This is a genomic window from Bradyrhizobium sp. RDI18 (genome assembly GCF_043203335.1).
Taxonomy (GTDB): domain Bacteria; phylum Pseudomonadota; class Alphaproteobacteria; order Rhizobiales; family Xanthobacteraceae; genus Bradyrhizobium; species Bradyrhizobium retamae.
Window position 1 is genome coordinate 3,751,055 of sequence record NZ_JBICRN010000008.1, and the last position, 19,198, is coordinate 3,770,252.

At 62.4% G+C, this 19,198-nt stretch carries 14 protein-coding genes and 3 pseudogenes; 4 read left to right on the forward strand and 13 right to left on the reverse strand.

The features are described from left to right. Window positions 1–4: 4 nt before the first annotated feature. Window positions 5–610: a CGNR zinc finger domain-containing protein gene (locus ACFXS9_RS27045; RefSeq protein ID WP_392693930.1), complete on the forward strand. Its 606-nt coding sequence runs from the start codon at window positions 5–7 to the stop codon at window positions 608–610. On the opposite strand, the gene ACFXS9_RS27050 is transcribed toward ACFXS9_RS27045, so the two are convergent. Next, window positions 607–1,449: a DeoR/GlpR family DNA-binding transcription regulator gene (locus ACFXS9_RS27050; protein ID WP_392693932.1), complete on the reverse strand. Its 843-nt coding sequence runs from the start codon at window positions 1,447–1,449 to the stop codon at window positions 607–609. The genes ACFXS9_RS27045 and ACFXS9_RS27050 overlap by 4 nt on opposite strands. Window positions 1,450–1,685: 236 nt before the next feature. Here ACFXS9_RS27050 and ACFXS9_RS27055 point away from each other — a divergent pair, with 236 nt between their 5' ends. Then, the gene (locus ACFXS9_RS27055; protein ID WP_392693935.1) at window positions 1,686–2,141 is read left to right on the forward strand and encodes a nuclear transport factor 2 family protein; all 456 of its coding nucleotides are present in this window, start codon (window positions 1,686–1,688) and stop codon (window positions 2,139–2,141) included. Window positions 2,142–2,165: 24 nt separating this feature from the next. Here ACFXS9_RS27055 and ACFXS9_RS27060 read toward each other — a convergent pair whose 3' ends face one another. Further along, a complete protein-coding gene (locus ACFXS9_RS27060) occupies window positions 2,166–2,354 on the reverse strand; it encodes a hypothetical protein (protein WP_392693938.1) in 189 nt (62 codons plus the stop codon). Between the two features lie 143 nt (window positions 2,355–2,497). On the opposite strand from ACFXS9_RS27060, the pseudogene ACFXS9_RS27065 reads away from it, so the two are divergent. Then, window positions 2,498–2,797: pseudogene (locus ACFXS9_RS27065) on the forward strand (glycine zipper domain-containing protein); the annotation flags it as partial. Between the two features lie 138 nt (window positions 2,798–2,935). Here the strand turns inward: ACFXS9_RS27065 and ACFXS9_RS27070 are convergent. The 6 genes and pseudogenes from ACFXS9_RS27070 to ACFXS9_RS27095 all read right to left on the reverse strand — a co-directional run bounded on the left by ACFXS9_RS27070 (window position 2,936) and on the right by ACFXS9_RS27095 (window position 11,034). After that, entirely contained in the window at window positions 2,936–3,286 is a 351-nt protein-coding gene (locus ACFXS9_RS27070) for an acyl-CoA thioesterase (protein ID WP_141686447.1), read from the reverse strand. A gap of 74 nt (window positions 3,287–3,360) precedes the next feature. After that, window positions 3,361–5,456 (reverse strand): annotated as a pseudogene (locus ACFXS9_RS27075) (3-hydroxyacyl-CoA dehydrogenase NAD-binding domain-containing protein). Between the two features lie 2 nt (window positions 5,457–5,458). Next, a complete protein-coding gene (locus ACFXS9_RS27080; protein WP_392693941.1) occupies window positions 5,459–6,742 on the reverse strand; it encodes an acetyl-CoA C-acetyltransferase in 1,284 nt (427 codons plus the stop codon). Beyond that, entirely contained in the window at window positions 6,742–9,009 is a 2,268-nt protein-coding gene (locus ACFXS9_RS27085; RefSeq protein WP_392693944.1) for an acyl-CoA dehydrogenase, read from the reverse strand. The genes ACFXS9_RS27080 and ACFXS9_RS27085 overlap by 1 nt, the downstream gene beginning before the upstream one ends. A 252-nt stretch (window positions 9,010–9,261) precedes the next feature. Further along, window positions 9,262–9,528 carry a hypothetical protein gene (locus tag ACFXS9_RS27090; RefSeq protein ID WP_392693947.1) on the reverse strand — a complete coding sequence of 89 codons (267 nt, stop codon included), beginning with the start codon at window positions 9,526–9,528 and terminating at the stop codon, window positions 9,262–9,264. Between the two features lie 264 nt (window positions 9,529–9,792). Then, the gene (locus tag ACFXS9_RS27095; protein WP_392693949.1) at window positions 9,793–11,034 is read right to left on the reverse strand and encodes an SMP-30/gluconolactonase/LRE family protein; all 1,242 of its coding nucleotides are present in this window, start codon (window positions 11,032–11,034) and stop codon (window positions 9,793–9,795) included. A 281-nt stretch (window positions 11,035–11,315) separates the two neighbouring features. Here ACFXS9_RS27095 and ACFXS9_RS27100 point away from each other — a divergent pair. Further along, window positions 11,316–12,592, forward strand: a pseudogene (locus ACFXS9_RS27100) (serine hydrolase domain-containing protein); the annotation flags it as partial. A 42-nt stretch (window positions 12,593–12,634) separates the two neighbouring features. On the opposite strand, the gene ACFXS9_RS27105 reads toward ACFXS9_RS27100, so the two are convergent. The 5 genes from ACFXS9_RS27105 to ACFXS9_RS27125 all read right to left on the reverse strand — a co-directional run bounded on the left by ACFXS9_RS27105 (window position 12,635) and on the right by ACFXS9_RS27125 (window position 19,195). Beyond that, a complete protein-coding gene (locus ACFXS9_RS27105) occupies window positions 12,635–13,411 on the reverse strand; it encodes a potassium channel family protein (protein WP_392693951.1) in 777 nt (258 codons plus the stop codon). An 88-nt stretch (window positions 13,412–13,499) separates the two neighbouring features. Beyond that, a complete protein-coding gene (locus ACFXS9_RS27110) occupies window positions 13,500–14,492 on the reverse strand; it encodes a L,D-transpeptidase family protein (RefSeq protein WP_392693953.1) in 993 nt (330 codons plus the stop codon). A 108-nt stretch (window positions 14,493–14,600) separates the two neighbouring features. Further along, the gene (locus tag ACFXS9_RS27115) at window positions 14,601–15,233 is read right to left on the reverse strand and encodes a flavin reductase family protein (RefSeq protein WP_392693955.1); all 633 of its coding nucleotides are present in this window, start codon (window positions 15,231–15,233) and stop codon (window positions 14,601–14,603) included. A 181-nt stretch (window positions 15,234–15,414) separates the two neighbouring features. After that, a complete protein-coding gene (locus ACFXS9_RS27120; protein ID WP_392693957.1) occupies window positions 15,415–16,023 on the reverse strand; it encodes a TetR/AcrR family transcriptional regulator in 609 nt (202 codons plus the stop codon). Window positions 16,024–16,042: 19 nt separating this feature from the next. After that, window positions 16,043–19,195: an efflux RND transporter permease subunit gene (locus ACFXS9_RS27125; protein ID WP_392693959.1), complete on the reverse strand. Its 3,153-nt coding sequence runs from the start codon at window positions 19,193–19,195 to the stop codon at window positions 16,043–16,045. Window positions 19,196–19,198 lie beyond the last annotated feature (3 nt).

The window sequence follows — 19,198 nt, forward strand, 5'->3', positions numbered from 1 at the left end:
CGAGATGAACAACCGCGGCGATGGTTTCGAATGGAGTGGCGGACATCCAGCCCTCGATTTCGTGAATACGCTGGATGAGCGGCCCTCTGACGAGCCGATCGAAAATCTTGCGACTTACCATGACCTGGTACGGTTCGCTGAATTGGCTGGACTTATCGAGCCACCGATTGTTAAGCCGCTGCTGCGGCTGCGTGGTCTGGCGCCCGGTCGCATCGTGAAAGGCGCGCGCAGGCTTCGCGAGCACCTTCACGACATCCTGGCAGCGAAAGTCTCTGGACGGCCGACGCGGCAGCCGGACCTGGATGCCCTCTCTGCCGCGATCAAGGCCGCCCACGCTGCCCGAGCGCTGGTCGGTTCGCGGTCGGCAGGATTGGTCAGATACCGCTGGTGTTCGCCACGGACACCCGAAATTCCGCTGCATGCCTGCGCGCTGGCGATCGAATCTCTACTCGTCGATGAGGAGCGCACGAGAATCCGAAAATGCGCTGCCGCTGATTGCGATGTCTACTACCTCGACACGAGCAAGAGCCAGCGCCGGCAATGGTGCAGCATGATCGGGTGCGGCAATCGCGAAAAACAGCGGCGACGGCGCGCCGCGGCCAGAAACTAGCGCAAGCGGATAGGCGCGGCGGTCGTGGCCGCGGCAGGCTCAGTAGCAGGATCGTCGATATCCGCCGCCAGCTTGTCCATCGCCTGAACCACCTCGATGCCGCGATGGCTGCAGATACTGGCAAGACCCGCCGGCAACGGCGCGTCAGTCACAAAGGTCTGGATCTGACTGAGATGGGCGATGCGCACCGGCGCGCTGCGACGGAGTTTTGTCGAATCCGCGACCAGCATGACGCTGCGGGCGTTGGCAATGATCGCTTGCGCCGCCTGCACTTCGCGATAGTCGAAATCCAAGAGCGCGCCCTCCTCGTCGATCGCAGACGCCCCGATGATGGCGTAGTCGACCTTGAACTGGCCGATCAGGCTGATCGCGGTCGAGCCGATCACCGCGCCGTCGGCACGGCGCACAGCGCCGCCCGCCACGATCACCTCGATACGCGGATGCCGGTACAAAAGCATCGCGACGTTGAGGTTGTTGGTGATCACCAACAAATCCTCATGCGAGGTCAGCGCGCTCGCGACTTCTTCCGTCGTGGTGCCAATGTTGATGAACAGCGAGCAGCCGTTCGGAATCCGCGATGCAGCGGCCACGCCGATCGCCCGCTTTTCCTCTGCCGCCACGAAGCGCCGCGCCTCATAGGCGAGGTTCTCCACGCCGGAGGCAATAATGGCGCCGCCATGGATGCGCGTCAGCGAGCGCTGGTCGCAGAGGTCGTTGAGGTCTTTTCGGATGGTCTGCGCCGAAACCTCAAACCGCTTGGCGAGATCTTCCACCATCACCCGGCCAAAGGCGCGGGCAATGTTGAGGATTTCAGTCTGACGATGGGACAATCCGGCCATGGCAGCACCCCTGAAGAACAGACTTGGGCACAAAGATGCCGTTATGGTGCGGCTGATTAGGAGCGCGGTCAACGAGGGAGATCGGCCGCAAAGGCGTTTGGCAGGGCGAAACAACAGATCCTGGTTAAGGCGACCGCCGCCCGAAGCCGTGCGAGCCGCACATGTGCCCGGCGGCTCGATAAAGCAATTTGTGGCTGTAACACTGTTATCACAACCAGAAACGAATGGAGGAAACCATGAAGATCGATCGCCGTCAGTTCGCCTTGCCCGTACTCGCACTTGGGCTTGGGGTTGGATTCATGAGCGTGGTCCCCGCTTTTGCCGGCGCGGACGAGGATGCCATCGCGAAGAACGTCGAAGCTTTTCGTGCAGCGCAGGCGGCCGGCAATGCCGAGGGGATCGCCCCGCTCTGCGCGGAAGAACTCAGCTACAGCCACTCCAGCGGATCTGTCGACGACAAGGCGGCACTGCTGGCCGGGGTCAAGAATGCGAAATACAAATGGACCTCGCTTGAATACAAGAACCCCACGATCCGTGTCGTCGGCCCGGCGGCCATCGTGCGCTTCAACTTCGTCGGCGAGCAGGAGTTCACCGACGGCAAGAAGACGCCGCAGAACCTGCACATCCTGATGAACTGGCAGAAACAGGGCTCGGACTGGAAGCTGCTGTCGCGGTCGGCCACCAAGCTCTGACCGCCGGAAGACCGGCGCTGGCGGTTACGCCGCCAGCGTCATCCCACTGACGAGACGGTTGGCCGCACGCTCGGCCTCGCGCGCGTTGCGAAATATCTGTCCTTCCAACTGGTTGAAACGGTGCGAGGCGGCGAAGAACTGATAGCCGCCGGGAGCGCGCACGATAATCCCTGCCGGCTGCGAGCCGACTTCGATGATGTAGGTGTCCGACATGGCCCAGCCTCAGATTTATTCCGGGCCTACAACGGGTTGTACGGGCAATTGTTCCTGCTTCCGCCGTTGCGCCGCAAGGCCAACCTATGCCAAAGCTGGTCCGGAACACGCTAGCGAATCGTTCAAATGGCCGGAGAACTGACATGATACCGAAATTCGCGCTCTCGATGCTGGTCGCCCTTGCCGCTTGCGCGCCGCTCCAGGAGGCGGCGGCGCAGGAAAGCACGCTCGGCGGCGCACTGTTCGGCGGCGCGGCGGGCGCGATTGTCGGCGGCGCGCTCGGTGGCGGCCGCGGTGCAGCGGTTGGCGCGATCGTCGGGGCGACGACGGGTGCTGCGATCGGCGCCCAGGGCGAGCCACGGCCCGGCGGCTATCGCTGGTATCAGGGCGGCTGCTACGTGGAGCAGCCCGGCGGGTGGCAGGAAGTTTCGCCGCGCTATTGCGGCGTCCAGGCGCAGTACGCACCGCCGCCGCCCCGGTACTACGACGACACGCCGCGCTGCATGCGCTCGCAGACTTATGACCCGCGCCGCGGCACCTTCATCGGCCGTGACGGCTACGAGCGTCCCTGCCCGTAAGATTTAGGTCTTGATGACGCCGTCCGGACTGACCGGCTGCGGACGGCCGTTGTCGTCGATCGAGACGTAGGTGAAGTTGCCGTCGGTCACCAGGATCTGTTGCAACTCCTTGCGGCGCACGACCCAGGCTTCGAGATGCACCGTGATCGAGGTACGCCCGACCCGCACCAGATTGGCGTAGACTGAAACGAGGTCGCCGACATAGACGGCCTTGCGGAAATTCATCGCCTCGATCGCGACCGTCACCGTGCGCGATTTCGCGATCTTGGAAGCGAACACGCCGCCGCCGATATCCATCTGGCTCAAGAGCCAGCCGCCGAAGATGTCGCCATTGGCGTTGGTGTCGGCCGGCATCGCCAGGGTGCGAATGCAGAGATCACCGCGGGTCTCGCTCTCGGTCGAGACCGGCGCATGCAGACGGGGTTCGTTCACTTGAAATTCTCCCAACCAGCATCCGGCGCAAATCTTCCACCGAATTTTTCCGTAAGCGCCCGCAGCGTCGAGACCACGTTCTCAATCCCTCGGGTTCGTGCATAGTTCAGGGGACCGCCGCGGAACGGCGCGTAGCCGGTGCCGAAGATGACGGCGCCGTCGACCGCGTCGGCATCGTCGACGATGGCTTCGCGCAAGCAGGCGACACAGACATTCGACATCGGCAGGATCAGCCTGTCGATCATTTCCGCCGAGGGTTCCGATGTCGCGGGCAGGCCTGATGAGGTATCGGCCTTGTCGCCCTTCCAGGTGTAAAAGCCCTTGCCCGACTTACGGCCGAGTTCGCCTCTGGCGACCTTCTCACGCAACCAGGCCGGCGTCGGCGGAAGCGCGTCACCGAACTTCGAGCGCAGCATGTCGCCGACGTCGAGACAGATGTCGAGGCCGACCTGGTCGGCGAGTTCGATCGGCCCCATCGGCATGCCGAATTTTTTCGCGGCGGCGTCGATGACCGTCTTATCGATCTTCTCGTCCAGCATCAGCATCGCTTCCAGCATGTAGGGCGTCAGCGCGCGGTTGACGAGGAAGCCGGGCGACGACTTTACGGGCAGCGGCAACCGGTCGATGGCGCCGACGAAGGCGAGCGCTTCCCTCAAGAGTTGCGCGTCGGTGCCGTCATGGCTGACGACTTCGACGAGCTGCAGCCGCGATACCGGATTGAAGAAGTGCAGCCCGAGAAGCCGCTCGGGTTTTTGCAGCGTGGTGCGCAGGTCCTGCAGCGGAATGCTCGACGTGTTGGTGGCGAGGATTGCGCCGGGCTTCATCTTCGGTTCGAGGTCGGCATAGACCTTCTGCTTCAGCTCCAGCTTTTCCGGCACCGCCTCGATGATGAGATCGGCGTTGCGGACGCCCTCGGCCTGCATGTCCGGCATCAGCCGGTCCAGCGCATCGCGCACGGCAGTCCGCTTGCGCAGGATCTTGCCGTAGAGATCGGCGGCGCGCTTGATCGCCCCTGCGATCGGCTCCGGCTTCATGTCGGCGAGCGTCACCCGCAAATCCTGGCCGGCGCACCAGGCGGCGATGTCGCCACCCATGGCGCCGGCGCCGATGACGTGAACATGCTCGATCCTGTTGCCGGATCCCGCGAGCTTCTTCATCTGCTCGCGCAGGAAGAACACGCGGATCAGGTTCTGCGCGGTCGGCGTCACCATCAGTCTGGCGAAAGATGCTTTCTCCGCATTCAGCATCGCCCGCCGGTCGCCGCCGTGCCTTTCCCAGAGATCGATCAGCGCATAGGGCGCGGGATAATGCTCCTCGCGCGCCGCCTTGCCGGCCTCGCGGCGCATGCGCGAGGCGAGGAAGCCCCGGGCGAAGCCGAGGCTGAGCAGATTATTCAGCGGCCCGGGCTTCGCGCGCTTTAAGCGGCCGGACACCGCGTCCCTCACGGCATTCAAGACATGCCGCTCCTGCGTCACGGCATCGACCAGCCCGAGCGATTTTGCGCGGCGGGCGTCGATGGTCTTGCCGGTCAGCATCAGCGGCATCGCCTGCATCGGATTGACAAGCTGCGTGAAGCGCACGGTGCCGCCGAGACCGGGGTGCAGGCCGAGCATCACCTCGGGGAAGCCAAACCGCGCGTCCTCGATCGCGATCCGCATCTGACAGGCCAGCGCCACTTCGAGGCCGCCGCCGAGGCAGAAGCCGTGGATCACGGCCACGCTCGGAACGCGCAGGGCTTCGAGCCGGTCGATCACGGCATGGGCGCGGCCGATCTCGGCCTCGACTGCCGCCACATCGGTGGCGCCACGAAAGGCGTTGACGTCGGCGCCGGCGATGAAGCCGGATTTTTGGCAGAGCGGATGACGAGACCGGTGGGCCGCGCGGTTTCCAGCTCGGACAACACCTTGCTGAGCTCCTCGATCAGATCGGCGGACAGCGTGTTGGCGCTGGTGCCTTCGCGATCGAACAAGAGCCAGGCGACGCCGTCGCCATCGCGGGTCAGCCTGAAATTCTTGTACGGGCCCTCAGCGTCAGGCTTCGGCCCGAGTTCGAGCACGCGATCGCCGAGAACGTTCATGATCTGGCTATCCATGCTCACACCGTCTCTATCAACATCGCGCCGCCCTGCCCGCCGCCGATACATTCGGTGGCGATGCCGCGCCTGGTGCCCAATCGCTTCATGGCGTTGACCAAATGCAGCACGATGCGGTTGCCGCTGCAGCCTACGGGATGGCCGAGGCTGATCGCGCCGCCATCGACGTTCAACTTTGTCTGATCGAGCTCGCCCGCCGCGCCATCAAGGCCGAGAATCTCCTTGCAGAATTTTTCGTCGTTCCAGGCGGCGAGGCAGCCCAGCACCTGCGTCGCAAACGCCTCGTTCAATTCCCAGCTCTCGATATCCGAAAGCGTCAGCTTGTTGCGCTTGAGAAGCTCCGTCGCCGACAGCACCGGCCCCAGGCCCATGATGCCGGGATCGAGCGCCGACCACTGGCTGTCGAGGATGACCGCCTTCGGCGTCAGGCCGTGCTTGGCGACGGCCTCTTCGGAAGCCAGGATCACCCAGGACGCGCCATCCGTGATCTGCGAGGAATTGCCGGCGGTGACCTTACCCCAGGGACGCTCGAACACCGGCCTCAGCTTTGCCAAGCTCTCCGGTGTCGAGTCCGGCCGCACGCCGTCGTCGTGATCGTAGAACTTTCCGTCGCGCGCGAATGCGGTCTCTACTTCATCTTTGAGCCAGCCCTGCGATTGCGCCTTTGCGAGTCGCTTGTGGCTTTCGGCGGCATAGGCATCCGATTGCGCGCGGGTGATGCCGAAGAGATGGCCGACCACCTCGGCGGTCTGACCCATATTGAGTTCGGTGATGGGATCGGTCAGGCCGCGCTCAAGCCCAATGATCGGCTTGAAATAGCCGGGCTTCACTTTCAGCGCCGCCATGACTTTCGCGCCGATGCCTTTTGCCCCTGCAAGCCCTGCGAACCAGCGCACGCCCTGTTGCGGCCAGACCAGCGGGGCATGGCTCAGCGCTTCGGCGCCGCCGGCCAGGATCAGGTCGGAGACGCCCTCGCGGATGTAACGATAGCCGGTGTCGATCGACTGCATGCCGGAGCCGCAATTGATCTGCACGGTGAAGGCGACCATCTTCTCGCCCATGCCGAGCCGGAGCGCGGCGACACGGGCCGGATTCATCTCGTCGGCGATGACGTTGACGCAGCCGAGAATGACCTGATCGAACGCCGATGGCGCAAAGGGTTGCCGCGCCATCAGCGGACGCCCGCATTGAACGGCGAGATCAACCGGCGTGAAGGGCCCCGGGCCGGAGCGCGCTTTCAGGAACGGCGTCCGGCTGCCGTCGACGATAAAGACCGGTCGCGCCATCAGCTTGCTGCCCTCTGTTCACCCAGTTCCTGGAAGAACTGATGCACGTCAGCCCCCTTGCTGTAAATCGGCGACAACGCCTCGGGCGCGAAATCGTCGACCTCGATCACCTTGGCAACGGCTTCATGTGCAGCCTGCAGCTTCTCGCCCTGGGCCTGAGTGATGACACCCTTCTTCACCGCCTCTCTCCAGTCATGCAGCCGCGCGGCGCGCATCTGCTTTGCGACGTCGTCCGCAGCCGCCACCAGCCGGAACGCCTTCTCCAGCCGCGCGATGCCGCCATCATCATCGACGGCTGACAGACCGGAGGTGAGCCGGTCGCGCGCCGCCGATGGCTCCAGCACGAGCTGCGCACATTGATGCACGATGCGGTCGGAGGGGCCGAGCACGCGCGCACCGAACGGCTGGATCAGGAATTTCAGGATCACCGCCACGAACCGGTTCGGCAGATTGGCCAGAGTTTCCGCAAAGCGGTTCTCGATGGTCTTGAAGCCGCTCGCCATGCACCATTCGAGCGCAGCGAAATCTTCCTTCTGCCGTCCCTCGTCCTGCCAGCGTTTCAGCGCGGCGGACAGCAGATACAGTTCGGACAGAATGTCGCCGAACCGGGCCGAGAGCATTTCCTTGCGTTTGAGCGCGCCGCCAAGCGTCAACAGCGCCATGTCGGCGCACAGCGCGAAGCCTGCGGAGTAGCGCGAGAGCTGGCGGTAGAACCGCGTCGCCTCGGCGGCATCGGGCGCTGGCGCAAACAGGCCGAAGGTCCAGCTTCGGCCCCAGGCACGGAACATGGTCTTGAAGCTGTGGCCGACATGACTCCAGAATGCCTTGTCGAAGGCTTCCAAGCCCTTAGGCCGGTCGGCTTCACCCAGCGCATTCATTTCGTCGAGCAGGAATGGATGAGCGCGGATCGCACCTTGCCCGAACACGATGAGATTTCGCGTGAGGATATTGGCGCCTTCAACGGTGATGCCGACCGGCACCGCGCGATAGAGGCTGCCCATGTAGTTCTGCGGTCCGTCGATCACGGCCTTGCCGCCATGGATATCCATGGCGTCGTCGATCACGATCCGCATCCGCTCGGTGGCGTGCAGCTTCATGATGCCGGAGATGACGGCGGGATGATGCCCCTGGTTGAGCGCGGCGCAGGTCAGCCGCCGCGCGGCATCGAGCAGATAGGCGGTGCCGGCGATGCGCGCGAGCGGCTCCTCGATGCCTTCGAACTTGCCGATGGAGATACCGAACTGCTCCCGGATGCGGGCATAGGCGCCGGTGGTGCGTGCCGCATACGCCGCCCCCGCGGCGGACAGCGACGGCAGCGAGATGCCGCGGCCGGCGGCGAGCGCCGTCATCAGCATCTTCCAGCCCTGCCCGAACCGCTCCTGCCCGCCGATGATGTAATCCATCGGGATGAAGACATCGCGACCCCAGTTCGGACCGTTCTGGAACATCTGCATCGCCGGCAGATGGCGGCGGCCGATCTCGACGCCGGGCAGATGGGTCGGGATCAGGGCGACAGTAATGCCGAGTTCTTCCTGCTGGCCCACGAGATGATCGGGATCATAGGCCTTGAAGGCGAGACCGAGCAGCGTCGCGACAGGACCGAGCGTGATGTAGCGCTTGTGCCAGTTCAGGCGCAGGCCGATGACTTCCTTGCCTTCGAAATTTCCCTTGCAGATGATCCCGGTGTCGACCATCGAGGCCGCGTCCGAGCCGGCTTCCGGGCTGGTCAGGCCGAAGCAAGGAATGTCGGCGCCTTCGGCGAGCCGCGGCAGCCATCTATCCTGCTGCTCCTTGGTACCGAAGCGCATCAACAACTCGCCCGGGCCGAGCGAATTCGGCACCATCACGGTGACGGCTGCGGTCAGCGAGCGCGACGATAGCTTTCGCACCACTTCCGAATGCGCATAAGGCGAGAAGCCGAGCCCGCCAAACTCCTTCGGAATGATCATGCCGAAGAACTTGTGGCGCTTGATGAAGGACCATACCTCCGGTGGAAGATCGCGCCATTCCCAATTGATCTTCCATTCGTCGAGCATGGTGCAAAGCTCGTCGACGGGGCCGTTGAGAAAGGCGTTTTCCTCTTCAGTCAGCGTCGCCGGCGCGACAGCCAGCAATTTCGACCAGTCCGGATTACCGGTGAAGAGATCGGCGTCCCACCAGACGTCGCCCGCCTCCAGCGCCTCGCGCTCGGTATCGGACATCGCGGGCATCGCGCCGCGCGCGAAAGCGAAGATCGGTTTGCTAATGAAATCGCGGCGGAAGCTCATGGCGACCTCCTCATGATCGGGGCGCGACGTCTCGCCTCACCTATACCAAACATGGGTTCATCCTAGCTGAAAAGCACGGGTTTCGGAGACACTTCGCATCGGGAAATGAAGCGAAACTGAACTCGGAGATAACGGCAGAGGCCCGGACCCGTTCCAAAATGCCTGCATTATCCGGCGTTTAGAGACCGGCAACGTTGCCGGATGGATGCCGCTCGGGAGTGCCCACCGGTCTCAACCGCGGGCACGCCGGTGTTATGAATCACGCTTGTTGCGGCGTCGCTCATTGGGGACGAACACGGCAAATACTTCCCTGACGCGGACGGCAGGCGTGACATCGCGGGTAAAGCGAAGCTCGGCGGTCGCTTGGGTTTCTGCCACGCGAGGCGCGTAAAGCGCGCTCCCGTACAACGATCCATCGAAGCGCAAATTGCTTTCGTCGTCGGTGAGGTAAGCGTTCGAAACAAACAGGAATACGAGCAGTGTCGATCCTACGACGGTAAAATATTTGAGTATGGGCATTTGGTGGACGAGCCTCCCTTCTTGCGAAGAAGGTGGACCGTTCGCAATAAACGCTCAGTTTAACCGTGCCCAACTTTTGCCGGAGCGGTTGGTTGACGGTTGCCAATTTGCAGCAAATTTTAATGAATCGCCCTCTCGTCATTCCGGGACTCGCGAAGCGAGAGCCCAGAATCCATTTAGCATCGACCTCTGCGGCTCCATGGATTCCGGGCCTGCGCCCAAGTGGGCGCATCCCGGAATGACGCGGTGAGCAAGGCTAGCCGGTCAGCCCGGTCCGGCACCCTGCGTTGCCGTGTACACGGCGTAGAGCGACTGGCTCGCGGCCATGAACAGGCGGTTGCGCTTGGGGCCGCCGAAGCAGATGTTGCCGCACACTTCGGGCAAGCGGATGCGGCCGATCAGCTTGCCCTCCGGGGACCATACCGTCACGCCGCTGTAGCCAACGGCACGGCCGGCATTGCTGGAGCACCAGACATTGCCGTTGACGTCACAGCGCACGCCGTCCGGTCCGCACTTCACGCCATCGACCATGAAATCGCTGAATCGCTTGTGGTTGGTCAGCTTGTTGTCGGTGCCGACGTCGAACACGAACATGTCGCCCTTGCCGCCCGGACCGGTGTCGCCCGGCCCCTTGCCGGTAGAGGCGACATACAGCTTTTTGTAGTCGGGCGAAAAGCAGAGGCCGTTGGGATCGGGCACCTGTTCCTCGGTCACGACGAGGTCGACACGGCCGGACGGATCGATGCGATAGCAGTTGGTCGGCAGTTCGCGCTTGCCCGGCACGAAGCCTGCCGGCTGACCGATCCGCGGATTGAGCTGGCCGGCAGGATTGCTCGGCCCACCCGCGACGTCAGGCTCACCCTCATAGAGAATGCCGCCATAGGGCGGATCGGTGAACCAGTAGCTGCCGTCCGGATGCGCGACGACGTCGTTCGGCGAGTTCAGCTTCTTGCCGTTGTAGGAATCAGCCAGCACGGTCGCGGTGCCGTCGTGCTCATAGCGCACGACGCGCCGGGTGAGATGCTCGCAGGAAAGCTGTCGTCCCTGAAAATCGAACGAGTTGCCGTTACTGTTGTTGGACGGCGTACGGAAGACGCTGACATGACCGTCATCCTCCGACCATCGCATCTGCCTGTTATTGGGAATGTCGCTCCACAGGAGATAACGTCCCTGCGCGCTCCAGGCGGGGCCTTCGGCCCACAACAGACCGGTGTAGAGGCGTTTGATCGCCGTATTGGGCTGGGCGAGATTGTTGAAGGATGGATCGACGGCGATGATGTCGGGGTCCCAGAAATAGGTGGTGGGGGCACCGCGCGGACTGAAATCGCGCGGCGGGCTGGTGACTGTTGACGGAGGCGCCACCGGACCGGTCTGGGCCAGCGCACCGCTGACTCCTGCCACCGTCGCGCCAGCGCAGGCGGCCAAGCCGTGGACAAGCGTTCGTCGTGAAATCGTCACTTCTGGATCGCGCTGCTGTTCTGGATCGCGCCGCTCCTGGCGTGTCATCGCATCCTCCCAATCTGTTCGCCGGCCGTTGATCCGACCTGGCAACCTGAGGTTAACCAAGTCCGCACCTGGTTACGAGAGCTTCGATTCTGCTCTCTGCTCAAGCTTGCAGCCGAAAATGGCATCACCTCGTCCAATGCATGTCTGTCAGGAGGCTGCGCCCATCATCGCGCTTGGGGCAATTGCCCAAGTGGCGACAAGGTGCGCAACATGCTAGTCATTCGGCAACTGGTCGAATTCTCCGGCAAATCAATCGGTCCGCGGGGCAAATCAAAATGAAGATGCCGACCCGGCAGATATGGCATTGCACGGCGGGAGCTAGCGCCAAACGACTTTTTGCTGCGGTCCTGTTATTGGCGATCTCGACTGACATAGCCGCGGCCAACGAGGCGGCCACAGTCCCCGCGCCGTCTCCGAGCAAGCTCGAACGCATCACTGAATTTTTCAACAATGAAGTTGCGAACGGGAAGTTGCCGGGCGCCGTCGTATTGATTCAGCAACACGGCAGGCCGGTCTATCTGAAATGTTTCGGCGTTCAGGACGTCGAGACCAAGGCTCCGATGACATCAGATACGATCTTTGCGCTTCATTCCATGACGAAGCCGATCACCAGTGTCGCGGCGATGATGCTGATCGACGCAGGCAAGCTCTCGCCCGCCGATCCCGCGTCCAAATTCATTCCGGGGTTTGCTGACGCGAAGGTAGTTGTCGGTTCTGACACTGTTGACGGCAAGAACGTTTTGACGCTTGTCCCGGCAGATCGGCCGGTGACCATCATGGATCTACTACGCCATACGTCGGGCATCACGTACGATTACATCGGCGGCAAGCTGATCATGAAGGCCTATTCGGGATCGGGCCTTTTCGATGGGCGTTACGATAACAAGGTGTTTGCCGATCGCATCGCCAGATTGCCCCTGGCACGACAACCCGGCACGCTTTGGCGTTACGGACATTCAACCGACGTCCTCGGACGCATCATCGAGATCGTATCCGGGCAGACACTCTATCAGTTTGAAAAGCAGCACATCTTCGATCCGCTTGGCATGACCAGCACGAAATTCGTGCTGGAAAGTGCCGACGAACGCGCGCGGATGGCGGAGCCGCTGCCAAGCGGTACCATCCTGAAACTTGCGGAGGCTGAACGCCGTGCCCATCCGAATGGGAATCCGGCGGCGGCGGGTTGGTCTCGACGCTGAACGACTATGCCCGTTTTGCGCAGATGATCCTTAACGGCGGGCAACTCGATGGCAAACGCTTCCTTAGCCCGGCCGCATTCAAGTCGATGACGTCAGACCATATCGGGCCCGGCTCCGGCGTCGCGCGGGATTATTACTACTTTCCCGGAGATGGCTTTGGCTACGGCTATGGTTTTGCCGTGCGCACCGATCCGGGAAATGCCAAACCGCCGCCGCCAGGTTCGATCGGCGAACTCAAATGGGATAGTGGCAGCGGCACTTATTTCGGTGTCGACCCGAAGCTGGACATGATCTACATCCTGCTGGAGCAGACCCAGAACGAACGTGGACGCATCACACCCGCGTTCAAGAAGCTGGTTACGACGCGTTTGCCACGGACGAATGATCCGGTGGCAGCCGCGCTACGTCAAACCTTCGTCGGGAATATTCAACACCGTACCGCAGGCCTTGCAGTGAACCGCATCGCTGTCATGGCGCTGTAATCCGCAGGCGGGACAAGCAAACCGCACCTTGTTGGGCGAGAGCAGCGCGCGGGCAAGATTGAAAAACAGGGTGACTCCGAAAATCATGATGACGACCGAGATCATGCGGCCGACAGTCCCGGGCAGGGTGATGTCGCCAAAGCCGGTCGTCGTCAGCGCCGTGACGGTGAAATAGAGCGCGTCTGCATAGTTCGATATCTGAGGGTTACGGAATTTTTGCGTCTCATAGACGATCGCGGTCATCACGAAGATGAAGACCGCCAGATTGGTCACCGCAAAGATCACCTCCTCGTTGCGCCGGAAGAATGAACTGTCCTGGCGCAGCCTCACCAGCATCTGATAGTCGCGCAGCAGCCGCAGCGTTCGCAGGATCCGCAGAAAACCACCGGCCTCTCCGGCCAGCGGCGCCAGGAATGAAATGATCGCGACGACATCCGTCCATGTCGAGAAGCGTGTGAACTCAAGCATTCGATGCCGGCTGACGAGCAGCCGCGCTGAAAAATCCGCCAGGATCACAATGCCGAACAGGACATCGAGTATTTCAGTGATATCGTTGGAGGGGAAAAACGACGTCGCGATGATGAACAGGACGGTTACGATGTCGAACACCAGCAGTGCATAGCGAAAACGAACGCCTTCCGGTGTTGCACCCTCGTAGAGCTTTCGGACATTGTTCTGGAGCGAGGCAAATGACATGGCGCATATTCACCGCTCACATGCGTCATTGCAAATGTGTTGGTGGCGACCATGAAAAATTGCGTACCAGCCCTCCTCCCACCAGACGTCACTTCCTGTTGGCCGCCTCGCGCTCGATGAAAGCAACCTCCACGCCCTTCTTCAGTAGCCTGGCCAGCTTGTCGGCGTCCCAATTGGTGAGACGCACGCAGCCGTGAGATTCCGCCTTGCTTACCTTCGACGGATTGGCCGTGCCGTGAATGCCGTAGCCTTCCGCGGAAAGTCCAATCCACTGCGTTCCGACGGGGTTGTTCGGCCCGGGTTTGATCGTGAAGGCGCGCCTGGATCTGACTTCCTTGAATTTATAATCCGGGTTGTAGCGGTAGTACGGGCGGGCATCTATCGAGATCACCTTGAGCACGCCGCTCGGGGTCGGCTTTTCTTCGCTTCCGACGGTTGCGGGAAAGAAGGCGATCAGGTCGGAATTCGCGAACGCCTTGACGGTCTGGGAGCTCTTGTCGACCTCGACGCGGGTTGCAATTGGTTTCGTCTCTTTCGCCATCACATTGATCACCGAGATCGTCTGGTCGACCTCGTCGAGTTTCTTGCCGGGGTTGAGGGCCGCGAGCAGCGCCTCGCTCATGTGAAATTTTTCGGCGATGGCCTCGCGCGGGCTGGTGTAACTAAGCGCCTTCAGCCGTTTCATGTCTTCCATCCTGGCGGGGAGTTCCTTGAGGAACGGTCCCTTCACGTCTGCCGCTGCGATCTTGTAGTCGACGATGATGGCATCCGCGCTCGTCGCGATCAAAGCGCCCCAGATCTCCGGGGTCAGCGGCTGCTTGTTGACGATGAGGCCTTTGGCTTCGGCGAACGCCCGCAAGGCTTTCTGGGCGTTCTCGCCGAGCTTGCCGTCGATCTCGCCTGGCGAGAAATTAGCGCGGTCGAGCAGCACCTGAGCCTTGACGACAATGGGATCGATCTTGCCGTTGGCCGGCGGCTTGCCCCTGAACTCCGCGTTGTTGATCGCTGCCGCATCGGGGCCTGCGAGGGCCGGCTGGACAAGGCAGGCGAGCACGGTCAGCCCGGCAAACAAGCGGATCATCGGCAATCTCCGAAATACCGACGATAAGCATTTCGGCGCGTCGGAGTTCCCTGTTGCCGTGGGGCGCGCCTGCGCGCGACCCGTTGGCTCCATCCGCTCTACATTCGCTTAATCCGGCCGGATCATCTCGAACATGTTTTCCGGCTTGATCTCGAAATAGTCGCCGCGGCGGCCGGCGCGGACGATCGGATGGGCGAGGCCGGTCTGGTAGACGCCATCCTTGATGAAGGCCTTGTCGATGTGGACGGCGACGACTTCGCCGAGCGTCAGCCAGGCCTGCGCCTTTTCGCCATCCTTGCCCTGCAACTGGATGATCTGCGTCAGTTTGCATTCGAAGGCAACGGGGCTTTCCGCTACCCGGGGCACGTTGACGAGCTTGCATGATGCGGCCGTAAGGCCTGCGAGTTTGAACTCATCGACTTCAGGGGCAACGTGGGCCGCCGTCGCGTTCATATGCTTCGCCAGATCCATCGTGGCGAGATTCCAGACGAACTCGCCGGTCTCCTGGATATTGCCCGCGCTGTCTTTCCAGTTGGTGGAGGAAAAGCCGATAATCGGCGGGTGATAGCAGAAGGCGTTGAAGAAGCTGTAAGGCGCCAGATTGACGTTGCCCTTGCCATCGCGTGAGGAAATCCACCCGATCGGGCGCGGCGCAATGATGGCGTTGAAGGGGTCGTGCTTGAGGCCGTGGCCGTTCTTCGGCTCATAGAAATGCAGGTCTTTTGGGCTCTTGGCGTCCATTCCGGCTCGTCCTTCTTCGTCATTGCCTGCGACAAACGCGAAGCGTTTGCGCTAGGGAGCGCTTGCGACGAAGCAATCCACGTCACGGCACGCGGCGCGATGGATTGCTTCCGCCTTCGCTAAAGCTACGGCGGACATGTCGCTTCGCTCGCAATGACGGTGGAGTCAAGTGGCGAAGAGCTCAATTCGCCTTGGCACGTGGCGACAACCCCGCAATGACGAAATCGATCATTTCGTCGATCGTCGGGCCGGGCTTGGTGGCGCATTGCGCGATCATCTGCGGGTGGAAGAACCGCATCATCGCGGTGCAGGCGCAAAGCGAGGCGAGCTGCAAATCGGCAACCTCGAACTCGCCGGAGGCGGCGCCCTGCCCGATCACTTGGCCGATGGTCCGGGCAATCATCTCCATATGAGCGACGCAGACGCCCCAGTCCTCCTGCATCGCGATCTCGACCATCTCATGCAGCTTGGAATCGCCGACATAGCGCTCGGTGTTCATGCGATTGATGGTCTTCATCATGTCGCGCAGACGGACTGCCGCGGGTCCGGGCGTCGACGCGATCCGTTGCGCCTCGACCTCGACCTCGCCCATCAGGGTCCGCGCCACGCCCTCGTGAATCGCCTTCTTCAGATCGAAGAAGCGATAGACGTTGGCGGGGCTCATCCGCAATTCCTTGGCGATGTCGGCGACCGTCGTCTTTTGGTAGCCGATCTGCCTGAACAGACGCTCCGCCACCACGAGGATCTTCTCGCGGGTGTCAGTCTCGATGTGGTCCGAAATCAGCGTCATGTCAGCTCTCAATGTTCAATTATTCTGCGGCGTCGGCAAGCGGAATTGCGTGCGGACCCTTGGGATGCGCCTTGGCCTGATGTTGCGCCGCAAGATCGGGCTGCTCGGCCTGACCGCTTTCGTCCAGGCTCTTCCTGAACCACAGGGCGTAAAGGCCCGGCAGGTACAGCAAGGTCAGGAAGGTTGCAACGAACAAGCCGCCCATGATGGTGATCGCCATCGGCCCCCAGAAGGCGGAGCGCGACAGCGGGATCATAGCCAGGATCGCCGCCAGCGCCGTCAGCACCACCGGCCGGGCGCGCCGGACGGTGGCTTCGACGATGGCTTCCCTCCGCGTCAGGCCCTGGGAAACGTCGGCTTCGATCTGATCGACCAGGATGACGGCGTTGCGCATGATCATGCCGGCCAGCGCGATCAGTCCGAGCAGCGCCACGAAGCCGAACGGCTGGTTGGCAATGTTGAGGCCGAGCGAGGCGCCGACGATGCCGAGCGGCGCGGTCAGGAACACCAGGATCAGGCGCGAGAAGCTCTGCAACTGGATCATCAGCAGGGTGAGCATCACCAGCGCCATCAGCGGAAACAGCAGGGCGATCGAGGCGTTGCCCTTTTCGGATTCCTCGAATGCGCCGCCGGGCTCGATCCGGTAGGCCGGCTCGAGATGATCGCGGATTTCCTTCAGCTTCGGCCAGATCTGGTTGGTGACGTCGGGCGCCTGCACGCCGTCCACGACGTCGGTGCGCACCGTGATCGCCATATCGCGGTTGCGCCGCCACATGATCGGCTCCTCATGGGAATATTCGATCCTGGCAATCTGCTGCAGCGGCACGGCGACGCCGTTGCGCGACGTCACGGTCAGTTCGCCGACGCGGCCGAGGTCGAGCCGTTCGGACGGCACCGCGCGCGCGACCACGCCCACCTTCTCGATGCCGTCGCGGATGGTGGTAACCGGTGCACCCGAGATCAGCATGGCGAGCGCCTGCGAGACGTCCTGCGGGGTGAGGCCGAGCGCCCTCGCCCGGTCCTGATCGACCACGAGCTTCAAGTAAGGCGACTGTTCGTTCCAGTCGAGCTGCGGCTCCGTGACATTGGGATTTTGCTTCATGACATCGCGGACCTTGTAGGCGATGTCGCGCACGGTGTTGGGATCGGGGCCGATCACGCGGAACTGGACCGGGAAACCGACCGGCGGACCGAAATTGAAGCGATCGATGCGCACGCGCGCTTCGGACAGGTCGCCCGCGGCGACCGCCTTCTCCAGCCGCGCCTTGATCCGCTCGCGCGCCTCGACGTCCTTGGAGACGATCACGATCTCGGCAAAGGCCTCGTTGGGCAGTTGCGGATTGAGGCCGAGCCAGAAGCGTGGCGAGCCCTGACCGACATAGGCGGTGTAGGTCGCGATATCCTTGTCGTCCTTCAAGAGCGCTTCGGCCTTCTTGACGGACTTTTCCGTGACGTTGAAGGCGGTGCCTTCCGGCAGCCGTAGCTGCAGGAACAGCTCGGGCCGTTCGGAAAGCGGGAAGAATTGCTGCTGCACGTTGCCGAACCCGACGATCGACAGCGCGAACACGCCGACGGTCGCCGCCACTACCTTGATACGGTGGTCGACGCACCACTGCACCACGGCGCGCAGGCCCCGATACATCCGCGTCTCGTAGATCGCGTGCGGATCGTGGTTGTGGTGCACGGCAATATTAGGCAGCAGCTTGACGCCGAGATAAGGCGTGAAGATTACCGCCACGAACCAGGACGCGACCAGCGAGATCGCCACGATCCAGAAGATGCCGCCGGCATATTCGCCGACCGCCGAATTGGCAAAGCCGATGGGGAGGAAGCCAGCGGCCGTGACCAGCGTCCCCGTGAGCATCGGAAACGCAGTTGATTCCCAGGCAAAGGACGCCGCGCGGACGCGGTCCCAGCCCTGTTCCATTTTTACCACCATCATCTCCACCGCGATGATGGCGTCGTCGACCAACAGGCCGAGCGCGATGATCAGCGCGCCGAGCGTGATGCGGTGCAGGTCGATCGACATTGCGTTCATGACGATGAACACGATCGCGAGCACCAGCGGCACCGACATGGCGACCACGATTCCCGTGCGCCAGCCGAGCGCGACGAACGACACGAACAGCACGATCGCCAGCGCCTCGATGAAGGAATGAACGAACTCGCCGACGGCGCGCTCGACCACCTTTGGCTGGTCGGCGATTTGCTCGATCTCGATGCCCTGCGGCACCGCCTTCATGAAATCGTTAGTCGCCTTCTCGACTTCCTTGCCGAGTTCGAGGATGTTGGCGCCCTTGGTGGTGACGACGCCGATGCCGATCGCAGGCTTGCCTTCCTGGCGGGCGACGAAGGTCGGGGGATCGACGAAGCCGTGGGTGACGGTCGCGATATCGCCGAGCCGGAACACGCGGCCGTTGCTTTCGACCGGGGTCTCCGCGACTGCCTTGGCGCCATCGAGTGCGCCGGTGACGCGCAGCGGCACGCGCTGCGAAGAAGTTTCCACCGTGCCAGCGGGCGTGACGTTGTTCTGCTTGGCGAGCAGATCGAATAGCGCCTGCGGCGTGATGCCGAGCGTTGCGAGCTTGGCGTGGGAGAATTCGACGAAAATGCGCTCGTCCTGGGTGCCGTAGAGATTGACCTTGGTGACGCCGGAAACCTTCAACAGGCGCTGACGCATGCCTTCGGCGGCCTTCTTCAATTGCGCGTAGTCGGCGCCGTCGCCGGTCATCATGTAGAGAATGGAATCGACGTCGGAAAATTCGTCGTTGACGTTCGGCCCGAGCAGGCCCGCGGGCAACTGGCCCTGGACATCGGCGAGCTTCTTGCGCAACAGATAAAACAGATAGGGCACGTCCTTCGGCGGCGTCAGATCCTTGAAGGTGACCTGCAGCGCCGTGAACGCCGGCTTGGAATAGGTCTGCACCTTCTCGAAGAACGGCAATTCCTGCAGCTTCTTCTCGATGGGGTCGGCCACCTGGGTCTGCATTTCCTGCGCGGTCGCGCCCGGCCAGATCGCAGAAACGTTCACCACCTTCACGGTGAAGAACGGGTCCTCGGCGCGGCCGAGCCGCTGGTAGGAGAAGAAGCCAGCGACGCCGAGCGCGATCATCAGGAACAGGATCAGGGTCGGATGGCTCACGGCCCAGCCCGAAAGATTGAAGCGCTTCATGTC